Here is a 22,729-nt window from a genome sequence, read left to right on the forward strand (position 1 = left end):
ACTGAGTAATTAAACATATTATACCATTTTTCGGTACTCGGAACAAGTGTTTGTTTGAAATTTTATCCTCTGCAAACTTCAAACTTAACTATCAAGAATTTTGAGCAAGAAATATTTCTGCCTGTACCGCCAAAGCACATTCCAACCTTTTCTTTTCCAACTTGCAACCCAGGGCATAAGGCTTGTAAACGTCTCCATTGAAATGGTGAGCATTAGCATGACAGCCGCCCCCGCAGTAAAATTTAGCCCAGCAGGAACCACATTCCTCCTTGCTGTTGACGTTAACCTTTAAAAAACCTTCATATATTATCCTGTCAAATTCCATACTTCGGGTCACATCCCCCATCAAAAACTCCTTTTCCCCCACAAACTGATGGCAGGGGTAAATGTGGCCCTCCGGGGACAGGGCCAAATACTCCGTGCCCGCTCCGCAGCCGGCCAATCTCTTTTTAATACAGGGCCCGCGGCTGAGGTCCAGGTTAAAATGGAAAAAAGAAAAAGAGCTTTCAGTCCCATGAGATTCCAAATAAAAACGGGAAATCTGCTCATACTGACAGTATAGCTGGGGCAGGTGCTCCTCCTTCAGAGCATATGGAGCCGCCGCCGGGGCCACCACCGGTTCCAAAGATATTTCTTTAAACCCAAGGCTTGCCAAATGCTTTAAATCTTCACTGAAATCCTGATTATAAGCCGTAAAAGTCCCCCGAAGATAATACTCCTGGTGATTTCTCTCCTCCACAAATTTTAGGTATTTGGGCACCAACCGGTCGTAACTGCTGGAACCGTTTTTTTTGAGAACCCTAACCCGGTCATTTACTTCTTTCCTACCGTCCAAACTCAAAACCACACTGAATCCCTGCCCAATTACATAATCTTGAACCTCCTGGTTCAGCAAAAGGCCGTTGGTGGTCAATGTAAACTTAAACTCTTTTCCCGACTCCCTTCCCTTTTTCCGGGCGTAATCCACAGTATCTTTAATAACTTGAAAATTTAAAAGGGGTTCTCCGCCAAAAAAGTCAACCTCACAATTTTTACGAGAACCGGAATTTTTAATTATAAAATCTACTCCCCGGAAAGCCACCTCCCGGGACATCAGGCTTTTCTTTCCCCCAAAGGAACCCTTCCCGGCAAAACAGTAACTGCATTCCATGTTGCAATCGTGGGCCATATGAAAACACATGGCTTTTATAATATACTCCGAAGGCCTTTTATAGCCCTCCAAAAAATCCGGTGAGAAAAGCAGTCCGTTCTCAATAAGTTTTCCTATCTCCTCCAGGGTTTCGGCAATCACCTGGTGATGGTATTTCCCCTCCAATTGAGCGGCAATCTGGTCCAAATCAAAACCCTGCTCCAAAAGGCTGATAATTTCCCACCCCGACGGATCCACCAAATGAACAGCTCCACTGTTGACATCCAGAACAATTTTCAAATCATCATAACAGTATTTATGTATCATTCCATTAACCAAGTGTAATCCCCCTAATAAGAAAAAAGTAGTCAGCGACTACTTTTCTTTGTCTTTATTTTCCCTCTGGCAGGCTTGATTCCCAACAGTGCAGGAAGTCTTACAGGCCGACTGACAGGAGGTCTGGCATTCCCCACATCCGCCTTCCTTAAAAGATGATTTCAAATCCGATAAATTTATGGTTTTTACATGCTTCATTATATATTTCCCCCTTAAAATAAAATTTCTTATATTCCTTTTTAAAACTTATTTAATATATGTATCATTATAGCAGTGATAAAAACTCACCGCAAGCATCTCCTACGGGTTTTATTACCCTGTTTTACCAGGTAAATATGCTATATATTAACTGTCTCCGTTCTCTCTGCCCCCCTAATCTCACCGGATTTCAACAGAGCATACTTGGTTAATAGAGGTCCGGTTACCTCATAAAATGTAACCGCCGCCAGTTCAACCGCCGTAATAGCTGCTATCAGTTCCATTCCCGGAAATCGACCCTGCAAAAAAAGTATTAATCCAATACTAACCCCGGCTTTGGGAAGCATGGCCAGGCCTAAATATTTCTCGACATTTTCCCCAGCAGAGGTGACTCTACCCCCCCAGTAACAGCCCAATATCTTCCCCCCTGCCCTAGTAATAATATATACGGTTGCCGCCAGCCAATTTGACAAAAGATAATCCAGATGCAGGCTGGCCCCCGCCAGAGTAAAGAAAACAATAAATATCGGTGCCTCAATACTTTCCAGTTGATTAAGAAAGGGCCTATCTATTAAGTTTACCGCTGTAAAACCACAGAGCATATTGGTCAAAAGCGGAGATATCTCCAACAAATGAGCCGCTCCACTGTTAAAAAGAACTGCTGCCAACAGTAAAACCAGAACCTCATTTCCATCCCGTATTTTATTTAATAAAAATGACATTATTAACCCTATAATACTGCCCAACAGAATGGATAGAAAAATCTCTCTCAAAGGTATCATCATAGCCGCTAAATCTAATATACCTTGATCTAACATAAAAATTTTAACCAGGGCTACGGATATTCCTACAATGATAATACATAAAGCATCGTCTAAAGCAATAACTCCCATTAAAGTGCTGGTCACCGGCCCTTTAGCCTTGTACTCCCTGATTACAGCAACGGTTGCAGCCGGGGCTGTAGCAGTAGCTAAAGAAGCCAGCAGCAATGAAGACACCAGAGATTGACCCATAAACAACCTCATTCCCGCCATGACCACCAAAAAGGTTAATACAACCTGAAACAGAGTAATCACTACAATGCTTTTGCCGATCTTTTTAATTTTTGAGTATTTAAGCTCTCCCCCGATAATCAGTGCAATAAGCCCCAGCCCTAATGTTTTTATCGGATCAAAGCTTGTACTTAAACTATCTGAAACAATATGAAAAACAGAAGGACCTACTAAAAAACCAGCAATACAATATCCAGCTACTGCGGGCATTTTAATTCTTTTGGCTATTTGACCACCCATATAACCAATTATAATAACTAATCCTGCCCACAGAAGTACCTCCATTTCATCATACACCCTAATTCACCTTCTACGACGAATTATTTAAAAACCGAATTTTTAAATCTACTAATAAAACATGATAATTTTTCATTCAATAGGGCTTTGAGTACAGTCCTTAATATTATCAGCCAATCCAAAAACGTTATCCACATCTAGAGTAAAAATGATACCGGTGCCCGGTTCCTTGAATTCTCCTACAACCCTTTTGACCAAGTTGATAGCTTCTTGAAGATGACATTCATGTATAATAGAAAAAATAACCTTGTTGGCAGGCCTCTCTCCACTGAAGAGATGACTAAGTCCCCCGAACAAAGGCACGTGATTGGAAAGTATCCTGCCCATTCCTGTAGAGTCAATAACTGTTGCGCCCCGAATGCCAATATCTATAAAACCCTCCAATAATTCATTTAACTCATCAGTTTTATTCAATACTAAAACCAGTAATTTCACTCTTATACTCACCTCACGTTTAATTATTTTCTGTGTAAAACATGTTAATTACATGTTCACATTATTAAAATGCCACTGAATACCTCTTTTTTAAAAATATTACTCATCTTATTATACTACTTTGTATTTTTAATGGCAAAAAAATAAAAACCGCAGTATGCGGTTTTTATGCTGTTGCAGCATTCAACTTCTTGACCAGTTCATCAGGGTCAACACCGTGGGCTCGTGCCGCTTCTGCTACAGATTCCCCTGCTGCAGTGGGACACCCCAGACACTGCATTCCCATCTCAAACAAAACTTTGGCAGTGTTTGGATTTGCCTGTAAAACTTCAGCAATAGTCATATCCTTGGTAATAGCCATATGTAATTAAACCCCCTAAGATTATTTCCTCTATTCTAACTTTTTTACATATAATAGTCAAGGTATACCCCTTAGACGATTTAAGCTTACCCTAATTTTTAAAATTAATCTCATTCTTTTCTTTTGTATTCCCATAATGCATCCCACATAGCCTTAATTTATAATTAACACGATGTCCTCTTTTTTCTGCTTATTTATATAATTTGGCAAACTTTTATATGTATTTTGACGTCTATAAGTAAAGGAGGTGATTCTATATGAAAAAATATCTATGTCTATTGGCTTTTATAATTATTGGTTTGGCTCTCTTGGCAGGATGCGATAATTATGAAAATAACGTAGAAACAGAAAACAACATAACAGAAAATACTTCCAGCCAATCTGCTGATACGACTGAATGGGAACCTACACCATATGAAACTGTAAAAAACTTTGACGGCGTTACTATGACTATAAAGAAAGGAACAGCGTCCTCTACCGGATTGACAGTAACATTTAAGAATAACTCTAACAGTCAGTGCATCTATGGCGATTACTTTTGGTTGGAAAAGAAAATAAATGAAAGATGGTACCAGGTTCCCGTCGCTATAGAAGGCGATTATGGATTTAATGATATTGGCTATGATCTGCGGTCTGAAGACAATGGGGAATGGGCAGTAGATTGGGACTGGCTCTATGGAAGCCTGGACACAGGTGAATACCGCATAGTAAAAAATATAATGGATTTTAAAAGTTCAGGGGATTATGATACTTACTATTTGACTGCAGAGTTTTCAATTTAAAGGGAATGGGAGAGATGAGTGGACAGATTCCTTGTCCCAGTTGACAGCATATCGGGGACAGACAGGGATAAGGGAAAGAAAATGGGACAAGGAACCTGTCCGCCCCTTCTCGGTCCCTACATCATAAAAATATCTTGAAACCGCTCCAGCTGTTCCATAAACTCTGCAAACTCTTCGGGTAGAAGGGACTGGTGGCCGTCGGATAGGGCACAGGAGGGTTCTCCGTGTACCTCTACCATAAGGCCGTCGGCACCGGCTACCAGGGCTGCTTTACCCATAGACGGAACCAAATCCCGGATTCCGGTACCGTGGCTGGGATCTACAAAGACCGGCAGATGGCTGAGCTTTTTAATCAGGGGAATGGCGTTTAAATCCAGGGTGTTCCGGGTCAGGGGCTCAAAGGTTCTAATGCCCCTTTCACATAGAATAACTTTATGGTTTCCGGCACTCATAATATATTCCGCGGCCAGAAGCCATTCTTCAATGGTGGAGGAGATACCCCTTTTCAAAAGAACAGGCTTATCCAGCTTCCCCACCTCCAGCAGCAGCTGAAAATTCTGCATGCTCCGGGAGCCCAGCTGCAGGATATCCACATAGCGGCTCACCAGTTCCACATCCCGGGTATCAATTACCTCCGTTACCGTTAAAAGTCCAGTTTCACTTCCTGTCTCCTGAAGAATTTTCAGTCCATCTATCCCCAGGCCTTGAAAACTATAAGGTGAGGATCGGGGCTTAAAAGCCCCGCCTCTTAAGATTTTAGCTCCGGCCTTCTTTACCTCACCAGCCGTCTCCAAAAGCTGTTCTCTGGATTCCACGGCGCAGGGGCCGGCAATAATCACCTTTTCCTTCCCCCCGATCTCCACCCCTCCCAGGGGGATAATGGTACCCCCAGGGTTAAAATTCCTTGCGGCCAATCTCAGGTCGTTCTTTATCCCCAGGCTTTTTAAACAAATAGCTTCCATATATTTAAACCTCCCTCTATGGACAAACCTGCCAAGGACACAACAGAACCGTCCCCTTGTGCTCCCGGAAACTATCTCCGGGTACCTTCCTTCAAACTGCTAACAAAGTCTCCTACTTCTTTTACCAAATCCTCCGGGTACTTTTCCATCTGTTCCACCATCTTAACAATACCGCTCCCCACGATAACCCCGTCACAAAAGGCAGCAGCCTGCTCTGCCTGCTCTGGAGTGGATATTCCAAACCCCAGAGCCAGGGGTAATGAAGTAAATTTCCGAATCCTGCTTACCATATCCTCTGCTTTTTTTGAAAGGTTTTCCCTTACCCCGGTAACACCGGTTAAAGCAACGCAGTATATGAATCCCCCTGCTCTTTCCACCGTCAGAATGATTCTTTCCTCTGGACTGGTGGGAGTTAATAAATATATCAGGTCAACTCCCTGGGTTTGAGCCAGTTGATGTAATGACCGGCTCTCCTCCAGGGGCAGATCCGGGATAATCATGCCGTCCAGGCCTGCCCGGGCCGCCTCTTTAACAAACTTTTCTTCCCCGAAGCTGAGTACAGGATTATAATAGGTTAAGACTACCAGAGGTATTTTTGTTTTCTGCCTCAGCCGGGATACAATCTCCAGAAATAATGAGGTATTCATGCCCCTCTCCAGGGACCGCTGGGAAGATTGTTGAATCACCGGGCCATCGGCCAGGGGGTCTGAAAAGGGCAGTCCCAGCTCGATGATGTCCGCACCTCTTTTTTCCATCTCCAAAACCAGCTTCTCTGTGGTTTCAATGTCGGGGTCCCCGGCAGTAATAAAGGTAATCAAGGCTTTCTCCCCCCCGCTTTTCAGCTGCTCAAAAGTATCCTTTAACCTCATTTTGACACCTCCACATTTCCCGCGGATTTTTCCAAGGATTCCATGGCCTTGGCCGCTGTATTCACATCTTTATCCCCACGGCCCGACAGGCAGATAATCATAGAGTTATATTTCTTCAAGCTTTCTTTGTTTTTTAAGACATAGGCTATGGCGTGGGCACTCTCCAAAGCCGGAATGATTCCCTCCAACCGGGAAAGCAGCTGGAAGGCCTCCAGGGCTTCCCCGTCGGTGACCGACTCATACTGTGCCCTGCCCTTTGTTTTCAGAAAAGCGTGTTCCGGCCCTACCCCCGGGTAATCCAAACCGGCAGATATGGAATGAACCGGTGAAATCTGTCCATATGAATCCTGCAGCAAATAACTTTTGAAACCGTGGAGCACCCCAGGACGGCCTTTGGTCATGGTGGCGGCGTGCATCTCCGTATCTAACCCCAGTCCTGCGGCCTCCACTCCCACCATTTCCACCCCGGTGTCCTTCATAAAGGGAGAGAAAAGCCCCATGGCATTACTGCCCCCACCAATGCAGGCCACCAGGCATTGGGGTAGTGCCCCTTCGGCCTGCAAGAACTGTTCCCGGGCTTCCTTTCCGATGACCGACTGGAAATCCCTTACCATCCGGGGATAGGGGTCAGGGCCCACTACGGAACCGATAATATAGTAGGTATCCTCCACATGGGTCACCCAACTGCGGATAGCTTCGTTGGTGGCATCTTTTAAGGTCATACTTCCAGAAGTGACGGGAACCACCCTGGCTCCCAAAAGTTTCATGCGAAAAACGTTTAATGACTGTCTCTCCATGTCCTCTTCCCCCATGTATACCTCACAGTCCAACCCGAACATGGCCGCAGCTGTTGCAGTGGCCACCCCGTGCTGCCCGGCTCCTGTCTCAGCTATCACCTTCTTTTTTCCCATGTGCCGGGCCAGCATAGCCTGGCCCAGTGTATTGTTAATCTTATGGGCTCCGGTGTGCAGAAGGTCTTCCCTTTTCAAATATATCTTTGGGCCTCCCACCATTTCCGTCAGAGCTTCTGCAAAGTATAAAGGTGTGGGCCTGCCGGCATAATCCTGGAGGTAATGATTCAGTTCCTTTTTAAAACCTTCCTCCCGGCTCAACTCATCATATTTTGTAGTCAATTCCTCTAAGGCAGGCATCAGGGCCTCGGGGACATACCTGCCTCCAAACTCCTCAAAGTGTCCTAATTTATCCGGATACATATTCCCAACTCCTTACTCTTTGAATAAATTCTTTTATCTTCACCGGGTCTTTCCCCTCATGACCGTGGGTCTCCACTCCGCTGCTGACATCTACCCCGTAAGGCTTCACCTGCTCTAAGGCTTCCACAATATTCTCGGCATTAAGACCCCCGGCCAGTATCACCGATTTTCTGCCCGTCAATTTTTCCGCCAGGGACCAATCAAAGGAAATTCCAGTGCCTCCGGGCATCCCCGGAAGGCAGGTATCCAACAGGAAGGCATCCGCCAACAACCGGTAGGGTTCTACTTCCTGAAGGCTCATCTCATCTTTCAGGGAAAATGCCTTGATTACCTTCTGTTTGAAACCCTGCAGGTGAGAGGGAGGTTCCTGTCCATGAAACTGCAGTACATCCAGACCGCAGCGGTCAGCGATTTCTTTCATGATACCAGGATTTTCATCTACGAATACCCCGATTTTACTGACAAAGGGAGGGATACCCCGACAAATTATTTCCACCTGCCGGGGAGTAACCCGCCGCCGGCTTTCCGCCATCACAAACCCAACAGCATCTGCCCCGGCGTCTACCGCCCACAGTGCTTCTTTCAAGCTTCTGATTCCGCAAATCTTAATTTTTACCATTTGTATCCTCCAAATAACCCAGCAGTTCTCTGACTTTTTCCCCAGGAGTTGGGTGGGCCATCAGGGCTTCTCCGATTAAAACAGCCGTCACACCGCACTGCTCAAGCCGCTCTATGTCCTGGGGGCTTTTGATTCCGCTCTCACTTACCAGCATAACGTTGTCGGGGACCTCTTTAGACAACTCCATGGTAACCCCAATATCAGTTTTGAAAGTCTTTAAATCCCGGTTATTAATCCCCACCACATCAGCGCCGCAGTCCAGGGCTATTTTTAATTCCTCCCGGGTATGAACCTCCACCAGGGAAGACAGATTTAAATTTTTGGCTGTTTCTATAAATTCCTTAAGTTCCTTCTCTTCCAGAATTGAAACTATGAGTAACACCGCATCGGCTCCCACCAGTCGGGATTCATAAATCTGGTATGAATCAATTATAAAGTCTTTCCGCAGCACCGGAATGCTGACAGAATCCTTTACCTCTCTCAAATCCTCCAGGCTCCCCCTGAAATAGTATTCCTCCGTCAAGACCGATACTGCCGCTGCACCACCCTCCTCATAAAGCCGCCCCCTGAATCCCGGATCCTGCTCATCATAAATCATCCCTTTGGAGGGAGAAGCCCGTTTAATCTCTGCAATTACAGCGGGCCTGCCGGTTTTTTCCCCCAGAGCTGCCTTGAAATCAATAGGAAGAGAGGAACATCCGGCAGCTTCCTCCTGCAGTTTCTCCAGGGGTTTACTCCTACGGCTGAACTCTAGAGATATCTTTTTACGGTTTACAATCTTCTCTAAGTGCATTAGATTTTTTCGCAGAATTTCCTCAACTCCTCCAGCTTTTCATAAGCACTGCCGCTGTCTAAAACTTTTTGGGCCAGTTCAATGCTTGAGGGAAAATCTCCCGCCAATCCACCGGACATCAAAACCGCCGCTGCATTTAATACCACCACATCCCTACGGGGCCCCTTTTCTCCCCGCAGTATAGAGAGGGTTATCTCGGCATTTTCCCTTGGAGTCCCCCCCCCCATCTGTGCAAACTCTGCCTTGGGAAAACCCAAATCCACAGGGTCTATAGAATAGGTTGCCACTTTACCCTCTTTTACTTCACTGACCCTGGTTGGCCCGCATATGGAAATTTCATCCAGGCCTTCCAGCCCATGTACCACCAGGGCATGTTCTGCCCCCAGGTTTAACAGCACCCTGGCCAGCATCTCTGTAAGTGCCGGGTCATAAACCCCCATAACCTGTCTTTTGGCCCCCGCCGGATTGGTGAGAGGCCCTAAAAGATTGAACACCGTCCGTATTCCGATCTCTCTGCGGGGCCCGATAGCGTATTTCATGGCCAGATGCAGTTTGGGGGCAAATAAAAATCCTATTCCCACCTGTTCTATGGCCTGAGCCACCTGCTGCGAAGACAGCTCCAGATTAACCCCCAGGGCTTCCAATACATCAGCACTACCGCAGCGGCTGGATACCGAACGGTTCCCGTGCTTGGCTACCGGCAGGCCCGCCCCGGCGGCTACAAAGGCAGCGGTGGTAGATATATTAAAGGTCCCTGCCTGGTCTCCACCGGTACCACAGGTATCCACCAATCCCGGCCGATTCACTTTTACCGGGGTTACCTTTTCCCGCATCACCCGGGCGAATCCCGTTATCTCCTCTATGGTCTCCCCCTTCATGCGCAGGGCTGTCAGAAGGCTGGCAATCTGAGCATCAGTTGCTTCTCCCGACATAATTATGTCCATGGCCTTAACAGACTCATCAATATTCAAACTCCGGCCCCTGACTACTCCGTCGATAACCTGGTTTAACATCAATGGCTGATTAAGCAACCTTTACATCCTCCTTTAAAAAATTTGACAGCAATCTTTTCCCCTGGGCCGTAAGTATGGATTCCGGATGAAATTGAATTCCCTCCAGGGGATAATCTCTGTGCCTGACTCCCATCACCGTACCCTCTTCTGTGCGAGAGGTTATTTCCAGGCAGGAAGGCATACTGTTTTCCTCAATAATCAGGGAATGATACCGGGTAGCCTCAAAGGGACTGGGAATTCCCCGGTAAAGGGTTCCCCCCTGATGATAAATTAAGGAGGTCTTACCATGCATAAGGGTTGCGGCTCCCACCACCTCTCCCCCGAAAGCCGCCCCGATGGCCTGATGCCCCAGGCAAACTCCCAAGATGGGCACCTTTTGATAAAAATCCCTGATGATATCAATGGTCAAGCCTGCCTGTTGGGGTATTCCCGGACCGGGGGAGATGACGATTTTTTCCGGTGACATTACATTTATCTCCTCCAGGGTTATTTTGTCATTCCTAGCCACGGTCAGCTCCGCCCCCATCTCTCCCAGGTATTGGACCAGATTATAAGTGAAGGAATCGTAATTATCGATGACTAAAATCATAATTTCCCTCCTCTGCCATATTGATGGCCCTTAACAGGGCTGCCGCCTTGTGCCGGGTCTCCAGAAATTCCATTTCCGGCTGAGAATCTGCTACAATTCCAGCTCCGGCCTGGACATAAACCTTGTCATCTTTAATCACCATCGTCCTGATGGTAAGGCAGGTGTCCATACTTCCGGAAAATCCAAAATAACCTACAGCACCGGCGTAAGGCCCTCTCCGGCATGATTCCAGCTGACTGATGATTTCCATAGCCCTGATTTTAGGGGCTCCGGAAACTGTCCCGGCAGGGAAACAGGCCATCAGGACATCAAAGGCATCCCGGTTTTCCATCAGCTTTCCTTTAACCTCCGTTACCATGTGCATCACGTGGGAATACTTTTCTACAGAAAAAAGGTTGTTAACCTCTATGCTGCCGTATTCACAGATTTTTCCCAGGTCATTTCGGGCTAAATCAACCAGCATAATGTGTTCCGCCTTTTCCTTGTGATCCCCTTTAAGATCCTCCGCCAATCTTTTATCCTCCTCCACTGTTTTTCCCCGGGGACGGGTGCCGGCAATGGGCCGGGTTTCCACTACCCCATCCTCCAGCCGAACCAGGGGCTCCGGAGAGGACCCTACAACTTTAAAATCTTCATAATTCAAATAGTACATGTAGGGAGAAGGATTAACCGTCCTCAGCACCCGGTAGAGAGTGAAGGGATGCACCGTTAATGGCGCCTCAAAACGCTGGGACAGCACCACTTGAAAAATATCCCCCTTAGTAATATAATCCTTGGCCTGGATTACCTGATCCTGATATTCCTTTCTGGAAACATTTGATTTAAAAAAAATTTCCTCAAAAGAAATATCCTTTTCCATCATGGGGGGAAGGGGTTTTTTAAGTGCCTCCAAAACACAGTTAATATCTTCACAGGCCCTCATGTATTCAATCTCGGGGTTATCCCTGACCCATACATTTTTAACCACCTTCAGTGAATGATGCCAGTGGTCATATATCAGCACCAACCCGGCGAACATGAAGCTGACCAGAGGCAGACCCAGGTCATCCTGGGGCAGGGGGATTTCCTCCAGGTGCTGGACAATATCATAGCCTGCATATCCTACAGCTCCCCCATAAAACCCAGGTAATCCCTTGTCTTTTGCCGGGGTAAATTTTTTCATTACTTCCCTCAGTGCCTCCAGGGGATTCCCAGTAAATGATTCTTTTGACCCCTCAGACAGATTTAACATAGTAAGTCCATCTATGCTTTTAAAATCCATAAAAGGCCTACAACCGATAAAGGAATAACGGCCGAAGTTTTCCCCGACTTCTCCGCTTTCCAAGAGATAAGAGGGGCCGGACTTACATACTTTTTGAAAAATAGTAATGGGTGTTTCCAAATCCGCCATAATTTCTTTATAAACGGGAATCAGGTTTGCAAATCTTGCTTTTTCTAAAAATATTTCCTTCTGAGGATTTATCATAGTTTTTCTTCCTCCTATAAAATTAAAAATAAAAAAACCCTTCGTCATAAAAAGGACGAAAGGTTGTTTCGCGGTGCCACCTTATTTAACTTATGTAATTGCCTTAGGAAAATAGCCAAAACATAAATTATCTCACATCAGGTACGGGATAAATTAAGCCCCTAAAATCAAGCGTTGTATCCGATACCCTGTTCCTTTTAACGGTGGAACTCTCCGGTAAAGCCTACTCACAAAAAACTGTTTTCGGTTTACAGCTAACGGGCCCATTCGATATGCAGCAGTAATGCCGGATTCTCACCTACGCCGGCTCTCTGGAAAAACTCTTACATACTTACTCTTCCCGGTCACAGCTTTTAAAACATATTTTACTTGAAAATAAATGTAACATGAATAAAGATGAGTGTCAAGTATTTTATTGGGGCAATTTCTTATTCTTTTCCCATAAGTTTTTCATTAATCTCCTTTAGAATATTCTCAATCCTTTGATTGCTTTGTTGAATATCTGCTAATGATTTAACCACTTTTACCAGAATGTAAATTGGGACTCCTATAACTGCCAGTAAAATAAAAATATTTATCAATTGGAATAAAAAATTTATATTATACTCTACCATTTTAATTTCCTCCCACTAGAATTTTTACAATATTAGCTGATCTATCTGTATTAACAACAGGTTAATTATAACATTATTGTTTAATCTGATAAACATATAATCATACTCCCATTGAAAGTGTTTAAAAATAGTTCTTAATGTGACGCCTGGAAATCCCCACCTGGCCGAAATTCTACAGAAATCAATTTAAACAAAAAAGGACATCCCTTTTTAAGGAGTGTCCAGTAGAAATAGAAAATATTTTGGAATTAATATATTAAAGGTGTGACTTCATAACCTTTCTCCACCAGCGGCTTCATGATTGCCTCAAGGCGAATCAATTCCGGGTCATAAAACACTACCATATTTTTTTGTTCCGACATGATAAACACCCTTTCCACCCCAGGCAGTTCCAATAATAAAAGGCTTACCTCCTGTTCATTCTCTAAAATCTCCTCTCCCACTTCCAGAATCATTTTGCCTGGAGGAAATTCTCTATCTTCTGACATATGGGGATTCTGAATGTCCATATCTTGACTCCCAAGGTTAGTAATATTCCAGGCCAGCAGATAGGTAAGCATTCCCACTAAGATTATCACCAAAAAACCCAACAGCAGTGTATTACGTTTAAACATAAATGTTTTCCTTCTCTCATTAATTTTGAAAAGTTATTATTCCCCTAAATTTTATTTTTATCATCTAAGCAGGGGCTTTAATCGTTATAACAATCACTTTAGAGAAATATAATTGAATCGCTCAGGTATATCCATAGTAAGACATGATAACTGTTCCAGTGTTCAAATGTCTCACGTCTTTTATCAAGAATATTCGCGTCAAAATTCGCATAATATTAACCAGTAAATTAACTTTACTTTTTTTCTGCAGTGACTTAACTGTATTATTAGGTGGAGGTGAATTTGATGGAATGGAAAACATTTTTAACCACCTTTGGCCTGGTATTCCTGGCAGAATTGGGAGATAAAACACAGCTGGCCACCATGCTGATCGCTACCCAAAGCAAAAGCCTTGCAAGCGTTTTTTTAGGATCTGCCGGGGCTTTAGTTTTATCCGCATTTTTAGGGGTTTTATTTGGTGCAGTCCTGACCAAATATATTTCCCCTCATTTACTGCAGGGGGGAGCAGGCGTAGCCTTTATATTAATTGGATTTTTACTTATATTCGGAAAATTTTAATTATCTACCCGGCGTTCCGGCCGGCCCTTTTAGAAATAATTTCAAAAAGGAAAATCCTCAGAAAAGAGTCTAAAGGATTTTCTACTGATGGTCACCCTGGTTTTCCCCTTGGTGACCACCTTCATGATGATGCTCTCCTTCATGTTCTTGGTGGTGTTCTCCTGCGTTTCCACCGTTTCCACCTTGATGACCTTCGCCCAGTCCCTGTCCGCCTACCATGTGAAAAGCATTATCCGGCAGCCATATTCCCACCAGATAACCCAGGGAACCTCCAAAAATAACACGAACCAGAAGTGCCCCGATATTGTTCAGTAAGTCTGACTGCCACAGGGGAGGAAGCAATCCCGTCGCCGGTGCCAATAGCCCGGGATTAATAAAATACAAAACCACACCAAAGGTTAATCCCCAGTAAAAAACATTTTCCTTATCCTTCAACAGATAAACAAAGACAACACCCAAAACTGCAGATGCCAAAAGATGCATGATTAAACCCACTAACAGTCCAGTCATGGTAACTGACACAGCTTCGGTTAAAAACAACCTGGATAAAACAGCTAAAGGATTTAAATCAAAAACACCTACCAGGTAAAAAAGCATGGAAACAATTCCCATGATAATCCCCGCCGTTACTCCGGCCAAAACTCCCGTCCTAAAACGTTCCAAAAATATCAACCTCCTTTTCTTTTTTTTATTGTGTCCCGTACATAAAAAAATATTAAATAGGTTCAAATTAATTACAAAAAAAAAGAGCCCCCTGCCCCTTTATCTAACCAAAAGTATACTTATTTTTTCTTATTCTTTTTCTTTTTACTCTTTTTCCTCCCCTTTTTTAAAGTTCTACTTCCCTTATCCTTTCGGACATAGTCTCCTTCCTTAACCGAATTATAAAGTCTGCTGTTCACAGAATAATTTTTATTTTTTCCATTGGGCATCTTTACTTCAAGAGTATATTCTTCCTCAATATCTTGAATATCCTCCTCATCCTCTACAACTTTAGTCTTATAACTTCGGCTGACTACTTTACCTTCGAAGAAAATAAAGGGATAAACAATTCCTGCAATAGCCCTTCTTATTACTATATATAAAAAAACAAATATTCCCATTAAACATATCAATAAAAATACTCTATCCATCCAACTTTCAGGTACCATATTTTAACGGCATTTATGACTGCCGGTTTCACCCCCTGGTCTCATTTTTTTTCATAAGCTCTTCTTCTTTTTATTTTTCCTACATCTCTATTCATTTCACACAAATTTGCATTTTTTAACAGAATAAATAATCAAGACTACAGTATAGATAGTAAGCACCAGCACCGCCGGCATAATGGTTCTAAAATCCGCAGCGGAATAAAACAAGTTATAAAAGGCTTCATTTGCCCAGTAATGGGGTGTAAGCCTTCCCAAAACACTCATCCACGGCGGCATATAATACTGGGGCCACCAGCATCCCCCCAGGGGAGCCATTACCAGGGAAATAAGAACACCCCAGGTAAAAGCCTGGGAAACACCCTTTGTTTTAGTGGCAATCAGCAGTGAAAAACCTGAGGCAGCAGCAATAAAAGCAGCGGACACCCAAGCAAGATTCATAAGGGAGGGACCGGGGTATAGATTAAAGAAAACAATTCCCACTCCCCACAAAATAAAAGCCTGCAGCATTCCTTTAAAAAAATTGCTTATAAATTTAGCGCTTATTAAGACTCCCGGATTATTCCCGTCAATCAAAAGCCTTTCCAGGATATGGCTTTCTCTCTCCTTAACAAAATCTACAGCATTTAAAACTACTGCCAAAAAGGAAAACATAGTAAAAAATGCAGGCAGTGCCCAGTTAATACGGTTTACCGGTATCACCGGCCCAACATTATGAAGGGTAATTTCAGCTGGACGAACCACTGCCGGGATTCCCTCCAGGTTATAGTTTTCTCTCAACTGATTGAGCAAGTTTTCTACCGATATATCCCTCTGATATTGAATGGCCTTGACCAAGTTTTGCAGGTAACTAATCTGGTTGGCCAGGCCGCGGCTGAGCCGTAAGGCGGCCAGACGGCCTAAAATATTAGCAGGATTGGTATAAACCTGCATATATGTATCCTTTCCCTCATAAACTCTGCTGCTGAATTCAGAAGGAATCCACAAAAAACCCTGTATCTCCTCTGAATTTAATTTAACAAGAGCTTCTTCATAAGATAAATTTAACAAAGGAGGTTCTTCTAAACCCTCTTCCCAGTAAGAAATAAGCTCCCAGCTAAGGCCCTCTGGATCTTCTGCGGAAACAAGAGCAAAATTAAAATCCCTGGATTCCTCCTCCCCTTGGGGTGGATAGACGTAAACCACCAGCAGGATCAAAATTAGAGGGAATATCAAAGACAAAAAAAGTGCCTTGGGGTCTACCACAAAATATTTAACATCTTTCCATATATAACAAACCATTCTATTCATAATAATCCTCCGCCTAAAGTTTTATACCTTCACCTTGAAAACAGGACTCATAAAGCTCATAATACAATAATCACTATTTTTCAGCCGGGGAAAAAATGCAGAGACTTACTGCCAAAAAAAACACAGTCATAAAAATGAGAACCAATATTTCACCCCAAAGGGAGAAAAACAAACCGTTCCCTGTAGTTAATTGCCTCAAGCCGTCATTAGCGTAATAACTTACGGTTAAATAGTTAATATATCTGACCAGCTCAATATCTGCCCTGGGTAAGGCAAAGGTATTTCCCAGGGCAGAGTTTACCATGCTGAATATGATAGCTGCCCATAAAGCCTGTCCTGGCTTAGGAAAAACACAACCAATTAAAATACTGACGGAACTCACCGCAGCAATAAAAAACAATGAGAACAATAAAATGCCAAAAAAATTATTACCGCAAAACATTTTTGTGAAAATTACCGCGGCCAACATTATTATTAAAAGCTGCAATAAACCTCGAAAAAAAATGCCTAAAAATTTGCCGCAAAGGATTTGTCCCCGGGAAAGTCCTGCAAAAAAATATCTCTCCATAATCTTATTATTCTTTTCCTCCACAAAGTTTTGAGCATAATAGGTGGAAGAAAAAATAATAAACAACGTAATTACTCCGGGAATAAAAAAACCAGTCATATCCTGCTGTTTTCCCAAGGAAACCTCCTCTACTTTTACCGTTGGATTAAGACGGGCAGAGTACAGGAAAGACTCCATAAAAGTTGAAATTACGTCTTCTTCCTGGAAAATACCTTCCCCCTGTTCAGCGGCAATATCCTGCACTAAATGAGTAATCTGCACTTCTCCAGACATTTCAGACAAAACCGTTTTAATTAAAGTCAAGAGCATTTGGCCGGTACTGCCTCCTACTCCCCTCCGGTAAACACTGATTTCTGCCGGTTCCCCTCGGGAAAGGGTATCAGTAAAGCCAGAGGGTATTTCCGTAAACATGAGGACTTCGCTCCTGGTTAACCTCCTTTGAGCCTCCTTCAAATCTGTAATAAGGACTCTTATGCCCCGCTCCTCCTCCAGCCGTTCAATAAATATATCTGCCATTCCCTCCCCGTCATGGTTCACCAGGAGGGCCTCACCGTACAGGGCAGGTTCTCCTGCAAAAAGTGCCGCTATCATTGCCACGATCAGTACCGGTAGAAATATATGCAGTAGTATTTCTTTTTTATTTGCGGTTAGTGACTTAACATCTTTTAAACCTAAGATCAGAACTCTCATTCATATGTCTCCCCTCAATCGGTCAGACGAAGATAAACCTCCTCCAGGGAAATTTCACCCAGAGGTTCTAAAGATTCTTTTAAATTTTTAGGAGTATCCAGGGCTATAATTTTTCCTTTATCCATCACCGCTACCCGGTCGCAAAGGCGATCAGCTTCCTCCATATAGTGAGTCGTATAAATAATAGTCATACCATTTTTTTTAAAACTACGAAGCAGAGTAAATATGGCTGCCCTGGTTCTAGGATCCACTCCCACGGTGGGCTCATCCATAAATAGAACCCGGGGCCTGTGGATAATAGAAACAGCTATATTTAGACGCCTCTTCATTCCGCCTGACAAAAGGGATACTTTCTCTTTTGTTTTCTCCTTCAGGTCCATTTCCTGAATCAGTTCTTCCGCTCTTCTATATGCACTTTTTCTGCTCAAACCTCCCATCATTCCAAAAAACAAAAGGTTATCCTGCACAGTAAGCTCCGGGTACAGGGCAATCTCCTGGGGGCAAACCCCTAACAACCCTTGTATACTCCCTTTTCTATCTGATAAGGGAATCTTATCGACAATTACTTCTCCATGATCTGGTTTAATAAGGGAGGACATAATTCGCAGGGTTGTAGTTTTGCCAGCGCCATTTGGACCTAAAAGTCCAAATATCTCCCCCTGCTTAATAGAAAAAGTTAAATTATCCAGCACCTTCACCCGGTTATATTTCTTTATTATGTTTTTTATTTCAATCATTTTAAACCTCCGGATCCATTCACCTAAAGTATTAATACTTCATATTATTTCTGAACTCATCCTATAAATCCTTTTATTGAACTCAATATAATCGGTTTCCTTTTTTCTCTTTTATCATCCTCTTTAAAGTATGAGAAAAAAAAGCTAGACCTATTATTAGATAAAGTAAAATCCTTTACCAAAAAAGGTCTAACTCTCAAATCGTATGTCACAGCATGGGCAAATGGGCAATATTTTTTTAGCTTACAAAACTAATACTTTTTATTTTTTTATAAACTTGAGTCTCCTACAGGTTCATCCCAATTATACCGCTGATGGCTCCAAAGGCAAACCCCAAAAAAGATTTAGTTACAAAACTGGTTAGTATAGGAAATTCTCCGGCAATAAACAATCCCAATATGAGTATAATTAACACATAAAAAAGTCCGGTAACCCCTCCATTGAGCCAGCCTTTAAAGCTCAATTTTCTGGTTACAAAAAAAGAACCTATGAATATACTGATTATGCTGGTAATAAATGAAAGGTAAGGAATTATATTTTCTGAAACCACAGTAAAACTCAACACCAAACTGGCCAATAAAAACACGGCCGTAGAAAACCCCAAGGCCAGTAAAACTCCCTTGCCGATAATCGGCAGAGAAGAGATACCGGACTTTAAATCGACGGCAGGCATATTCTTCACCATCATCACCTCCATAACATTTCTCCTTTACTATTATGTGCCTTTTCTTTATTTAAGACCAATTTTCAAGTAAAGTTTCAAATATCCTGAAGATAAAGTTTATTATTCCCTTATTCTTTCTACCCCATAACGGGCCATTTTAATAACCACGTTATCGGAAAATGTTACTGTAAGGTCATCTTCCTTTATTTCTTTGATGGTCCCGTACATCCCGCCGATAGTAATAATTTTGTCCCCTTTGTTAAGGCTGGAAAGCATCTCCTGCCTTACTTTTTGCTGTTTCTGCTGAGGTCGAATCAGCATGAAATACATTATTCCAAAAAATACAGCTATGGGAAGCAAACCAATAAGATCAAATTCCATCACTTTTTCCTCCTTTTTATTGTACTTTACAGCACGGTTTATTATTTATTGCTCAAATTGAGCAATAAATTCTTTTATAAAACCAGAAAAACGGTTTTCCATGATAGCCTGGCGGGCGTCCCCCAGAAGACGGGTTAAAAAATGCAGATTATGAATGGTGGTAAGCCTTAACCCCAATATCTCCTTGGTCTTTATCAGGTGACGAATATAAGCTCGAGAATAATTCCGGCAGGCATAACATGAACACCCTTGTTCCAAGGGGATATGGTCCCTGGCAAATTCCGCATTTCTAACCGTCAAGTATCCCTTTCCAGTCATCACTGTCCCATTACGGGCAATTCGGGTGGGAAGGACACAGTCAAACATATCTATACCTCTCTTAATACCCTCCAACAACGCGTCTGCAGAACCCACTCCCATAAGATACCTGGGTTTATGGATGGGCATCAGAGGAACGGTGTGCTCTAATACCTCATACATTAACTCCTTAGGTTCTCCCACACTCAAGCCACCTACAGCATATCCGGGAAAATCCATCTCCACCAGAGACTGGGCGCTTTCCCTGCGCAGGTCTTCATAAACACCACCCTGGATAATTGCAAAAATAGCCTGATTTTGATTATTGTGAGCCTTTTTACATCTCTTTGCCCAGAGATTATTTCGGCGCAGGGAATTTTTCAGGTAATCATATTCACAAGGGTAAGGGGGACACTCATCCAGCACCATCATAATATCGGAGCCCAGGTCATTCTGAATCTCTGTTACCAACTCAGGGGTCAAAAAATGCTCCGAACCGTCAATATGGGATCGGAAAAGAGCCCCTTGTTCCGTCAGCTTTCTCAAATTCCCCAGGCTGAAAATTTGAAAACCTCCACTATCGGTAAGTATTGGCCGCTGCCAATTCATAAATTTGTGCAGACCCCCGGCTTCCCGGATAAGCTGATGTCCGGGACGAAGATACAAATGATAGGTATTGCTCAAGATTATCTGAGAGCCAATTTCCTCCAGCTCCTCCGGAGTCATGGCCTTTACAGTGGCCTGGGTACCCACCGGCATAAATACCGGAGTATTAATATCTCCATGAGGAGTATGTAAAATCCCAACCCTGGCGGAAGTATCCGGACACTCTTTTATCAGTTCAAATTTTATTGACATAATGTTCCCCTTTATCCAGACCCTGTTATAATATTAACATAGCATCCCCGAAGCTGTAAAATCTATACCGCATTTTTACCGCCTCCCGGTAAGCCTTCATAACCAATTTCTTCCCCCCAAAGGCACTAACCAGCATAATTAGTGTAGACCGGGGAAGATGGAAATTGGTTAAAAGACCGTCAATAGCTTTAAACTTATAGCCGGGGTAAATAAATATATCTGTGCACCCGTTTCCCGGAGAAAAACTATCTTCCCCTTTAATGGTTTCCAGTACACGGCAGGATGTAGTCCCTACAGCTATAATCCTGGCCTTTTCACCCAGGGCCTGATTTAATAATAATGCCGCTTCAGGAGAAACCGAATAATATTCTTCATGCATTTTGTGTTTTTCTACTTCCTCTGTTTTTACCGGTCGAAAAGTACCCAGCCCCACATGCAGGGTAATAAAAACCGTCCTGACTCCCTTGAATTTAAGTGCCTTTAGTTTTTCAGGGGTAAAATGAAGCCCCGCCGTGGGTGCCGCCACTGACCCTTCAAAACGGGAATAAACCGTCTGGTAGCGCTCTGAGTCCTTCAGTTGTTTTTTGATATAAGGAGGTAAGGGTAAAATTCCTAATTTTGCCAAAACCTCTTCGAAAATCCCATCATAGTAAAAAGTAAGGACTCGTCCCCCTCCTTCAGTGCACTTCAAAACCTCTGCCCTCAACTGCCCTTCACCGAAAACCAGCTGGTTCCCCGGGCGGACCCTTTTTCCTGGTTTAACCAGTACATCCCAGGTACATTGACTCTTTTTTTGCTCTATTTTTTTTACCAAAAACACTTCAACTTTCCCACCGGTGCCGCTTCTATGTCCAATTAAACGAGCAGGAATTACCCTTGTGTCGTTCAACACAAGAGTGTCCCCCGGTTTTAAATAATAGTCCAGTTCCCGAAAATACTTGTGTTCAATTTTTTTCCCAGCCCGATCTAAGCAAAGCATCCGAGAATCCCCTCGGCATGGAAGGGGTTGTTGGGCAATTAGCTCAGAAGGAAGGAGATATTCAAACTCTGAAACATCCATTTTTTATCCCTATTAAAAAATTTTCTCTTATATTTTAATCCTTTGTTTGGTGGCATCTGCTGTTGGCTGCCGCACTCAATAGACCCCAAGGATTCCCGCCGGTATTTTCTAAATCATATTATAATTCCTGAGTTTATAAATACCAATTAAATAAGCTTTATTCTACCAAAGTCCTAATCTTCCTGCTCTGAAAAACAAGATAATGAAAAAAATTAAAACCTTCTGAAAAAATTTAAGAGTAGTGTTAAAACAATACTAATAATGATAGTGGTTGCCAGAGGGAAATAAAAAGTAAAATTATCCCTCTGAATAAAAATGTCTCCAGGGAGTCTGCCCAGCCCTGTAAACCTTCCCATCAGTGTTACAACCAGTCCAATCAGAATCAGAAGTCCCCCAATGGATAGAATAATTCTTCCCAAACTCTCCAGATTAAACATTTCTGCCCTGTCCTTTCTCAAATCTTTTTAATACTATTATTAACTAATGGCTTTTAAAAAAACACTATTATCGATGTTAAAAAAAAGAATTTTTATGCTTATAATATCGTTCCTTTTCACTGTAAATGCAACCGCAATAAGATTGACGATAAATGCCCCTTTCCCGGGAAAGAGCAATACTGTCTTTAAACAAAGGCCTTAAGTCCTCATAAATAAAAGTCCGCCCATATTTTTGGGCCGATTCTGACCCAATCTTCATTAATTGTTCGTGATCCTGATAAGGGCTGATCAGCAGTGTAGAGGAGATATAGTTAATACCCTCCTCCTCGGCTTTTCTAGCTGTCGCTAAGAGACGCATACGGTAACAGTATGAACAGCGTGCCTCCTCATGGAAAACCGTCTCCCTTAGAAACAAATCCAGCAGATATCGGTCCTCTACAATAATAGGGATATCTTCTTCCCGGCAGTATTGTTTCAGAGTTTCCAACCTTGTTTTAAACTCTCTATAGGGGTGAATGTTGGGATTATAAAAAAAGCCCTTCACCCTATATCCTAAATCCTTAAATTTTGCAATAGAAGCAGTACTGCAAGGAGCACAGCACATATGCACAAGCATTTTCATATTATTTTGGCCCATATCCTCTATTATCCAGGATACAGCCTCTACCCTCCTGAATTGCTGGTCATATTATTTTGGGC

The 22,729-nt window shown here is 43.0% G+C and carries 28 protein-coding genes and 1 other annotated feature; of the genes, 2 read left to right on the plus strand and 26 right to left on the minus strand.

Annotation, left to right across the window (positions count from 1 at the left end; translation table 11 throughout):
- Positions 1-91: 91 nt before the first annotated feature.
- The 5 genes from scfB to HUE98_RS11095 all read right to left on the minus strand — a co-directional run bounded on the left by scfB (position 92) and on the right by HUE98_RS11095 (position 3,808).
- On the minus strand, positions 92-1,468 hold the full coding sequence (gene scfB, locus HUE98_RS11075; protein WP_318036493.1) for a thioether cross-link-forming SCIFF peptide maturase: 1,377 nt from the start codon (positions 1,466-1,468) through the stop codon (positions 92-94).
- Positions 1,469-1,504: 36 nt separating this feature from the next.
- On the minus strand, positions 1,505-1,663 hold the full coding sequence (gene scfA / locus HUE98_RS11080; RefSeq protein WP_241420712.1) for a six-cysteine ranthipeptide SCIFF: 159 nt from the start codon (positions 1,661-1,663) through the stop codon (positions 1,505-1,507).
- A gap of 140 nt (positions 1,664-1,803) precedes the next feature.
- Positions 1,804-3,012, minus strand: a complete 1,209-nt coding sequence (locus HUE98_RS11085; protein ID WP_241420713.1) for a cation:proton antiporter — start codon at positions 3,010-3,012, stop codon at positions 1,804-1,806.
- Positions 3,013-3,084: 72 nt separating this feature from the next.
- Entirely contained in the window at positions 3,085-3,447 is a 363-nt protein-coding gene (locus HUE98_RS11090; RefSeq protein WP_241420714.1) for a P-II family nitrogen regulator, read from the minus strand.
- A 166-nt stretch (positions 3,448-3,613) separates the two neighbouring features.
- Complete coding sequence (locus HUE98_RS11095; protein ID WP_241420715.1) at positions 3,614-3,808, minus strand: DUF1858 domain-containing protein; 195 nt, start codon at positions 3,806-3,808, stop codon at positions 3,614-3,616.
- A 257-nt stretch (positions 3,809-4,065) separates the two neighbouring features.
- Between HUE98_RS11095 and HUE98_RS11100 the strand changes: the two genes are divergently transcribed.
- Positions 4,066-4,590, plus strand: a complete 525-nt coding sequence (locus tag HUE98_RS11100; protein ID WP_241420716.1) for an immunoglobulin-like domain-containing protein — start codon at positions 4,066-4,068, stop codon at positions 4,588-4,590.
- 116 nt (positions 4,591-4,706) lie between these two features.
- Here HUE98_RS11100 and aroF read toward each other — a convergent pair whose 3' ends face one another.
- From aroF to HUE98_RS11150, 10 genes are all read right to left on the minus strand, one after another.
- On the minus strand, positions 4,707-5,552 hold the full coding sequence (gene aroF, locus HUE98_RS11105; RefSeq protein ID WP_241420717.1) for a 3-deoxy-7-phosphoheptulonate synthase: 846 nt from the start codon (positions 5,550-5,552) through the stop codon (positions 4,707-4,709).
- A gap of 71 nt (positions 5,553-5,623) precedes the next feature.
- The gene (gene trpA / locus HUE98_RS11110) at positions 5,624-6,421 is read right to left on the minus strand and encodes a tryptophan synthase subunit alpha (RefSeq protein ID WP_241420718.1); all 798 of its coding nucleotides are present in this window, start codon (positions 6,419-6,421) and stop codon (positions 5,624-5,626) included.
- A complete protein-coding gene (gene trpB, locus HUE98_RS11115) occupies positions 6,418-7,635 on the minus strand; it encodes a tryptophan synthase subunit beta (RefSeq protein WP_241420719.1) in 1,218 nt (405 codons plus the stop codon). Before trpB ends, trpA begins: the two co-directional genes overlap by 4 nt.
- Positions 7,622-8,254 (minus strand): phosphoribosylanthranilate isomerase, encoded by a 633-nt coding sequence (locus HUE98_RS11120; RefSeq protein WP_241420720.1) that lies wholly within the window; start codon positions 8,252-8,254, stop codon positions 7,622-7,624. The genes trpB and HUE98_RS11120 overlap by 14 nt, the downstream gene beginning before the upstream one ends.
- The gene (gene trpC, locus HUE98_RS11125; protein ID WP_241420721.1) at positions 8,241-9,047 is read right to left on the minus strand and encodes an indole-3-glycerol phosphate synthase TrpC; all 807 of its coding nucleotides are present in this window, start codon (positions 9,045-9,047) and stop codon (positions 8,241-8,243) included. The genes HUE98_RS11120 and trpC overlap by 14 nt, the downstream gene beginning before the upstream one ends.
- Positions 9,047-10,078, minus strand: coding sequence for an anthranilate phosphoribosyltransferase (gene trpD / locus HUE98_RS11130; RefSeq protein ID WP_320415604.1), 1,032 nt, complete (start codon positions 10,076-10,078; stop codon positions 9,047-9,049). Before trpD ends, trpC begins: the two co-directional genes overlap by 1 nt.
- Positions 10,071-10,649 (minus strand): anthranilate synthase component II, encoded by a 579-nt coding sequence (locus HUE98_RS11135; RefSeq protein WP_241420722.1) that lies wholly within the window; start codon positions 10,647-10,649, stop codon positions 10,071-10,073. The genes trpD and HUE98_RS11135 overlap by 8 nt, the downstream gene beginning before the upstream one ends.
- Positions 10,630-12,114, minus strand: coding sequence for an anthranilate synthase component I (gene trpE / locus HUE98_RS11140; RefSeq protein WP_241420723.1), 1,485 nt, complete (start codon positions 12,112-12,114; stop codon positions 10,630-10,632). Before trpE ends, HUE98_RS11135 begins: the two co-directional genes overlap by 20 nt.
- Before the next feature lie 48 nt (positions 12,115-12,162).
- Positions 12,163-12,471, minus strand: a binding site (T-box leader).
- Positions 12,472-12,542: 71 nt separating this feature from the next.
- Positions 12,543-12,728, minus strand: a complete 186-nt coding sequence (locus HUE98_RS11145) for a hypothetical protein (protein WP_241420724.1) — start codon at positions 12,726-12,728, stop codon at positions 12,543-12,545.
- Positions 12,729-12,976: 248 nt separating this feature from the next.
- The gene (locus HUE98_RS11150) at positions 12,977-13,342 is read right to left on the minus strand and encodes a hypothetical protein (protein ID WP_241420725.1); all 366 of its coding nucleotides are present in this window, start codon (positions 13,340-13,342) and stop codon (positions 12,977-12,979) included.
- A gap of 285 nt (positions 13,343-13,627) precedes the next feature.
- On the opposite strand from HUE98_RS11150, the gene HUE98_RS11155 reads away from it, so the two are divergent.
- Positions 13,628-13,900, plus strand: coding sequence for a TMEM165/GDT1 family protein (locus tag HUE98_RS11155; RefSeq protein WP_241420726.1), 273 nt, complete (start codon positions 13,628-13,630; stop codon positions 13,898-13,900).
- 81 nt (positions 13,901-13,981) lie between these two features.
- Here HUE98_RS11155 and HUE98_RS11160 read toward each other — a convergent pair whose 3' ends face one another.
- The 11 genes from HUE98_RS11160 to HUE98_RS11210 all read right to left on the minus strand — a co-directional run bounded on the left by HUE98_RS11160 (position 13,982) and on the right by HUE98_RS11210 (position 22,652).
- Positions 13,982-14,629 (minus strand): YqhR family membrane protein, encoded by a 648-nt coding sequence (locus HUE98_RS11160; RefSeq protein ID WP_407080261.1) that lies wholly within the window; start codon positions 14,627-14,629, stop codon positions 13,982-13,984.
- Positions 14,630-14,682: 53 nt separating this feature from the next.
- Complete coding sequence (locus HUE98_RS11165; RefSeq protein ID WP_241420728.1) at positions 14,683-15,033, minus strand: DUF7489 domain-containing protein; 351 nt, start codon at positions 15,031-15,033, stop codon at positions 14,683-14,685.
- Between the two features lie 114 nt (positions 15,034-15,147).
- Positions 15,148-16,338 carry an ABC transporter permease gene (locus tag HUE98_RS11170; protein ID WP_241420729.1) on the minus strand — a complete coding sequence of 397 codons (1,191 nt, stop codon included), beginning with the start codon at positions 16,336-16,338 and terminating at the stop codon, positions 15,148-15,150.
- A 73-nt stretch (positions 16,339-16,411) separates the two neighbouring features.
- On the minus strand, positions 16,412-17,596 hold the full coding sequence (locus tag HUE98_RS11175; protein WP_241420730.1) for an ABC transporter permease: 1,185 nt from the start codon (positions 17,594-17,596) through the stop codon (positions 16,412-16,414).
- A 14-nt stretch (positions 17,597-17,610) separates the two neighbouring features.
- A complete protein-coding gene (locus tag HUE98_RS11180) occupies positions 17,611-18,333 on the minus strand; it encodes an ABC transporter ATP-binding protein (protein ID WP_241420731.1) in 723 nt (240 codons plus the stop codon).
- Positions 18,334-18,619: 286 nt separating this feature from the next.
- Positions 18,620-19,030, minus strand: a complete 411-nt coding sequence (locus HUE98_RS11185; protein WP_241420732.1) for a TIGR04086 family membrane protein — start codon at positions 19,028-19,030, stop codon at positions 18,620-18,622.
- An 87-nt stretch (positions 19,031-19,117) separates the two neighbouring features.
- Positions 19,118-19,378, minus strand: coding sequence for a preprotein translocase subunit YajC (gene yajC, locus HUE98_RS11190; RefSeq protein ID WP_241420733.1), 261 nt, complete (start codon positions 19,376-19,378; stop codon positions 19,118-19,120).
- Between the two features lie 45 nt (positions 19,379-19,423).
- Positions 19,424-20,533, minus strand: a complete 1,110-nt coding sequence (gene tgt, locus HUE98_RS11195; protein ID WP_241420734.1) for a tRNA guanosine(34) transglycosylase Tgt — start codon at positions 20,531-20,533, stop codon at positions 19,424-19,426.
- A 25-nt stretch (positions 20,534-20,558) separates the two neighbouring features.
- Entirely contained in the window at positions 20,559-21,593 is a 1,035-nt protein-coding gene (gene queA / locus HUE98_RS11200) for a tRNA preQ1(34) S-adenosylmethionine ribosyltransferase-isomerase QueA (protein ID WP_241420735.1), read from the minus strand.
- Between the two features lie 212 nt (positions 21,594-21,805).
- A complete protein-coding gene (locus HUE98_RS11205) occupies positions 21,806-22,030 on the minus strand; it encodes a DUF2905 domain-containing protein (RefSeq protein ID WP_241420736.1) in 225 nt (74 codons plus the stop codon).
- Positions 22,031-22,106: 76 nt separating this feature from the next.
- The gene (locus HUE98_RS11210; RefSeq protein ID WP_241420737.1) at positions 22,107-22,652 is read right to left on the minus strand and encodes an epoxyqueuosine reductase QueH; all 546 of its coding nucleotides are present in this window, start codon (positions 22,650-22,652) and stop codon (positions 22,107-22,109) included.
- Positions 22,653-22,729 lie beyond the last annotated feature (77 nt).

This window comes from Candidatus Contubernalis alkalaceticus (assembly GCF_022558445.1).
Taxonomy (GTDB): Bacteria; Bacillota; Dethiobacteria; order SKNC01; family SKNC01; genus Contubernalis; species Contubernalis alkaliaceticus.

Bases quoted from the DNA above. Each gene is read 5' to 3' on its own strand.
- scfA (WP_241420712.1), bottom strand. From the start codon at position 1,663: ATGAAGCATGTAAAAACCATAAATTTATCGGATTTGAAATCATCTTTT.
- HUE98_RS11155 (WP_241420726.1), top strand. From the start codon at position 13,628: ATGGAATGGAAAACATTTTTAACCACCTTTGGCCTGGTATTCCTGGCA.
- yajC (WP_241420733.1), bottom strand. From the start codon at position 19,378: ATGGAATTTGATCTTATTGGTTTGCTTCCCATAGCTGTATTTTTTGGA.
- HUE98_RS11210 (WP_241420737.1), bottom strand. From the start codon at position 22,652: ATGAAAATGCTTGTGCATATGTGCTGTGCTCCTTGCAGTACTGCTTCT.
- HUE98_RS11170 (WP_241420729.1), bottom strand. From the start codon at position 16,338: ATGAATAGAATGGTTTGTTATATATGGAAAGATGTTAAATATTTTGTG.
- trpB (WP_241420719.1), bottom strand. From the start codon at position 7,635: ATGTATCCGGATAAATTAGGACACTTTGAGGAGTTTGGAGGCAGGTAT.
- HUE98_RS11120 (WP_241420720.1), bottom strand. From the start codon at position 8,254: ATGGTAAAAATTAAGATTTGCGGAATCAGAAGCTTGAAAGAAGCACTG.
- tgt (WP_241420734.1), bottom strand. From the start codon at position 20,533: ATGTCAATAAAATTTGAACTGATAAAAGAGTGTCCGGATACTTCCGCC.
- queA (WP_241420735.1), bottom strand. From the start codon at position 21,593: ATGGATGTTTCAGAGTTTGAATATCTCCTTCCTTCTGAGCTAATTGCC.
- HUE98_RS11095 (WP_241420715.1), bottom strand. From the start codon at position 3,808: ATGGCTATTACCAAGGATATGACTATTGCTGAAGTTTTACAGGCAAAT.
- HUE98_RS11145 (WP_241420724.1), bottom strand. From the start codon at position 12,728: ATGGTAGAGTATAATATAAATTTTTTATTCCAATTGATAAATATTTTT.
- HUE98_RS11150 (WP_241420725.1), bottom strand. From the start codon at position 13,342: ATGTTTAAACGTAATACACTGCTGTTGGGTTTTTTGGTGATAATCTTA.
- trpE (WP_241420723.1), bottom strand. From the start codon at position 12,114: ATGATAAATCCTCAGAAGGAAATATTTTTAGAAAAAGCAAGATTTGCA.
- HUE98_RS11175 (WP_241420730.1), bottom strand. From the start codon at position 17,596: ATGAGAGTTCTGATCTTAGGTTTAAAAGATGTTAAGTCACTAACCGCA.
- trpA (WP_241420718.1), bottom strand. From the start codon at position 6,421: ATGAGGTTAAAGGATACTTTTGAGCAGCTGAAAAGCGGGGGGGAGAAA.
- HUE98_RS11185 (WP_241420732.1), bottom strand. From the start codon at position 19,030: ATGGAGGTGATGATGGTGAAGAATATGCCTGCCGTCGATTTAAAGTCC.
- aroF (WP_241420717.1), bottom strand. From the start codon at position 5,552: ATGGAAGCTATTTGTTTAAAAAGCCTGGGGATAAAGAACGACCTGAGA.
- HUE98_RS11205 (WP_241420736.1), bottom strand. From the start codon at position 22,030: ATGTTTAATCTGGAGAGTTTGGGAAGAATTATTCTATCCATTGGGGGA.
- HUE98_RS11135 (WP_241420722.1), bottom strand. From the start codon at position 10,649: ATGATTTTAGTCATCGATAATTACGATTCCTTCACTTATAATCTGGTC.
- trpC (WP_241420721.1), bottom strand. From the start codon at position 9,047: ATGCACTTAGAGAAGATTGTAAACCGTAAAAAGATATCTCTAGAGTTC.
- HUE98_RS11165 (WP_241420728.1), bottom strand. From the start codon at position 15,033: ATGGATAGAGTATTTTTATTGATATGTTTAATGGGAATATTTGTTTTT.
- HUE98_RS11100 (WP_241420716.1), top strand. From the start codon at position 4,066: ATGAAAAAATATCTATGTCTATTGGCTTTTATAATTATTGGTTTGGCT.
- HUE98_RS11180 (WP_241420731.1), bottom strand. From the start codon at position 18,333: ATGATTGAAATAAAAAACATAATAAAGAAATATAACCGGGTGAAGGTG.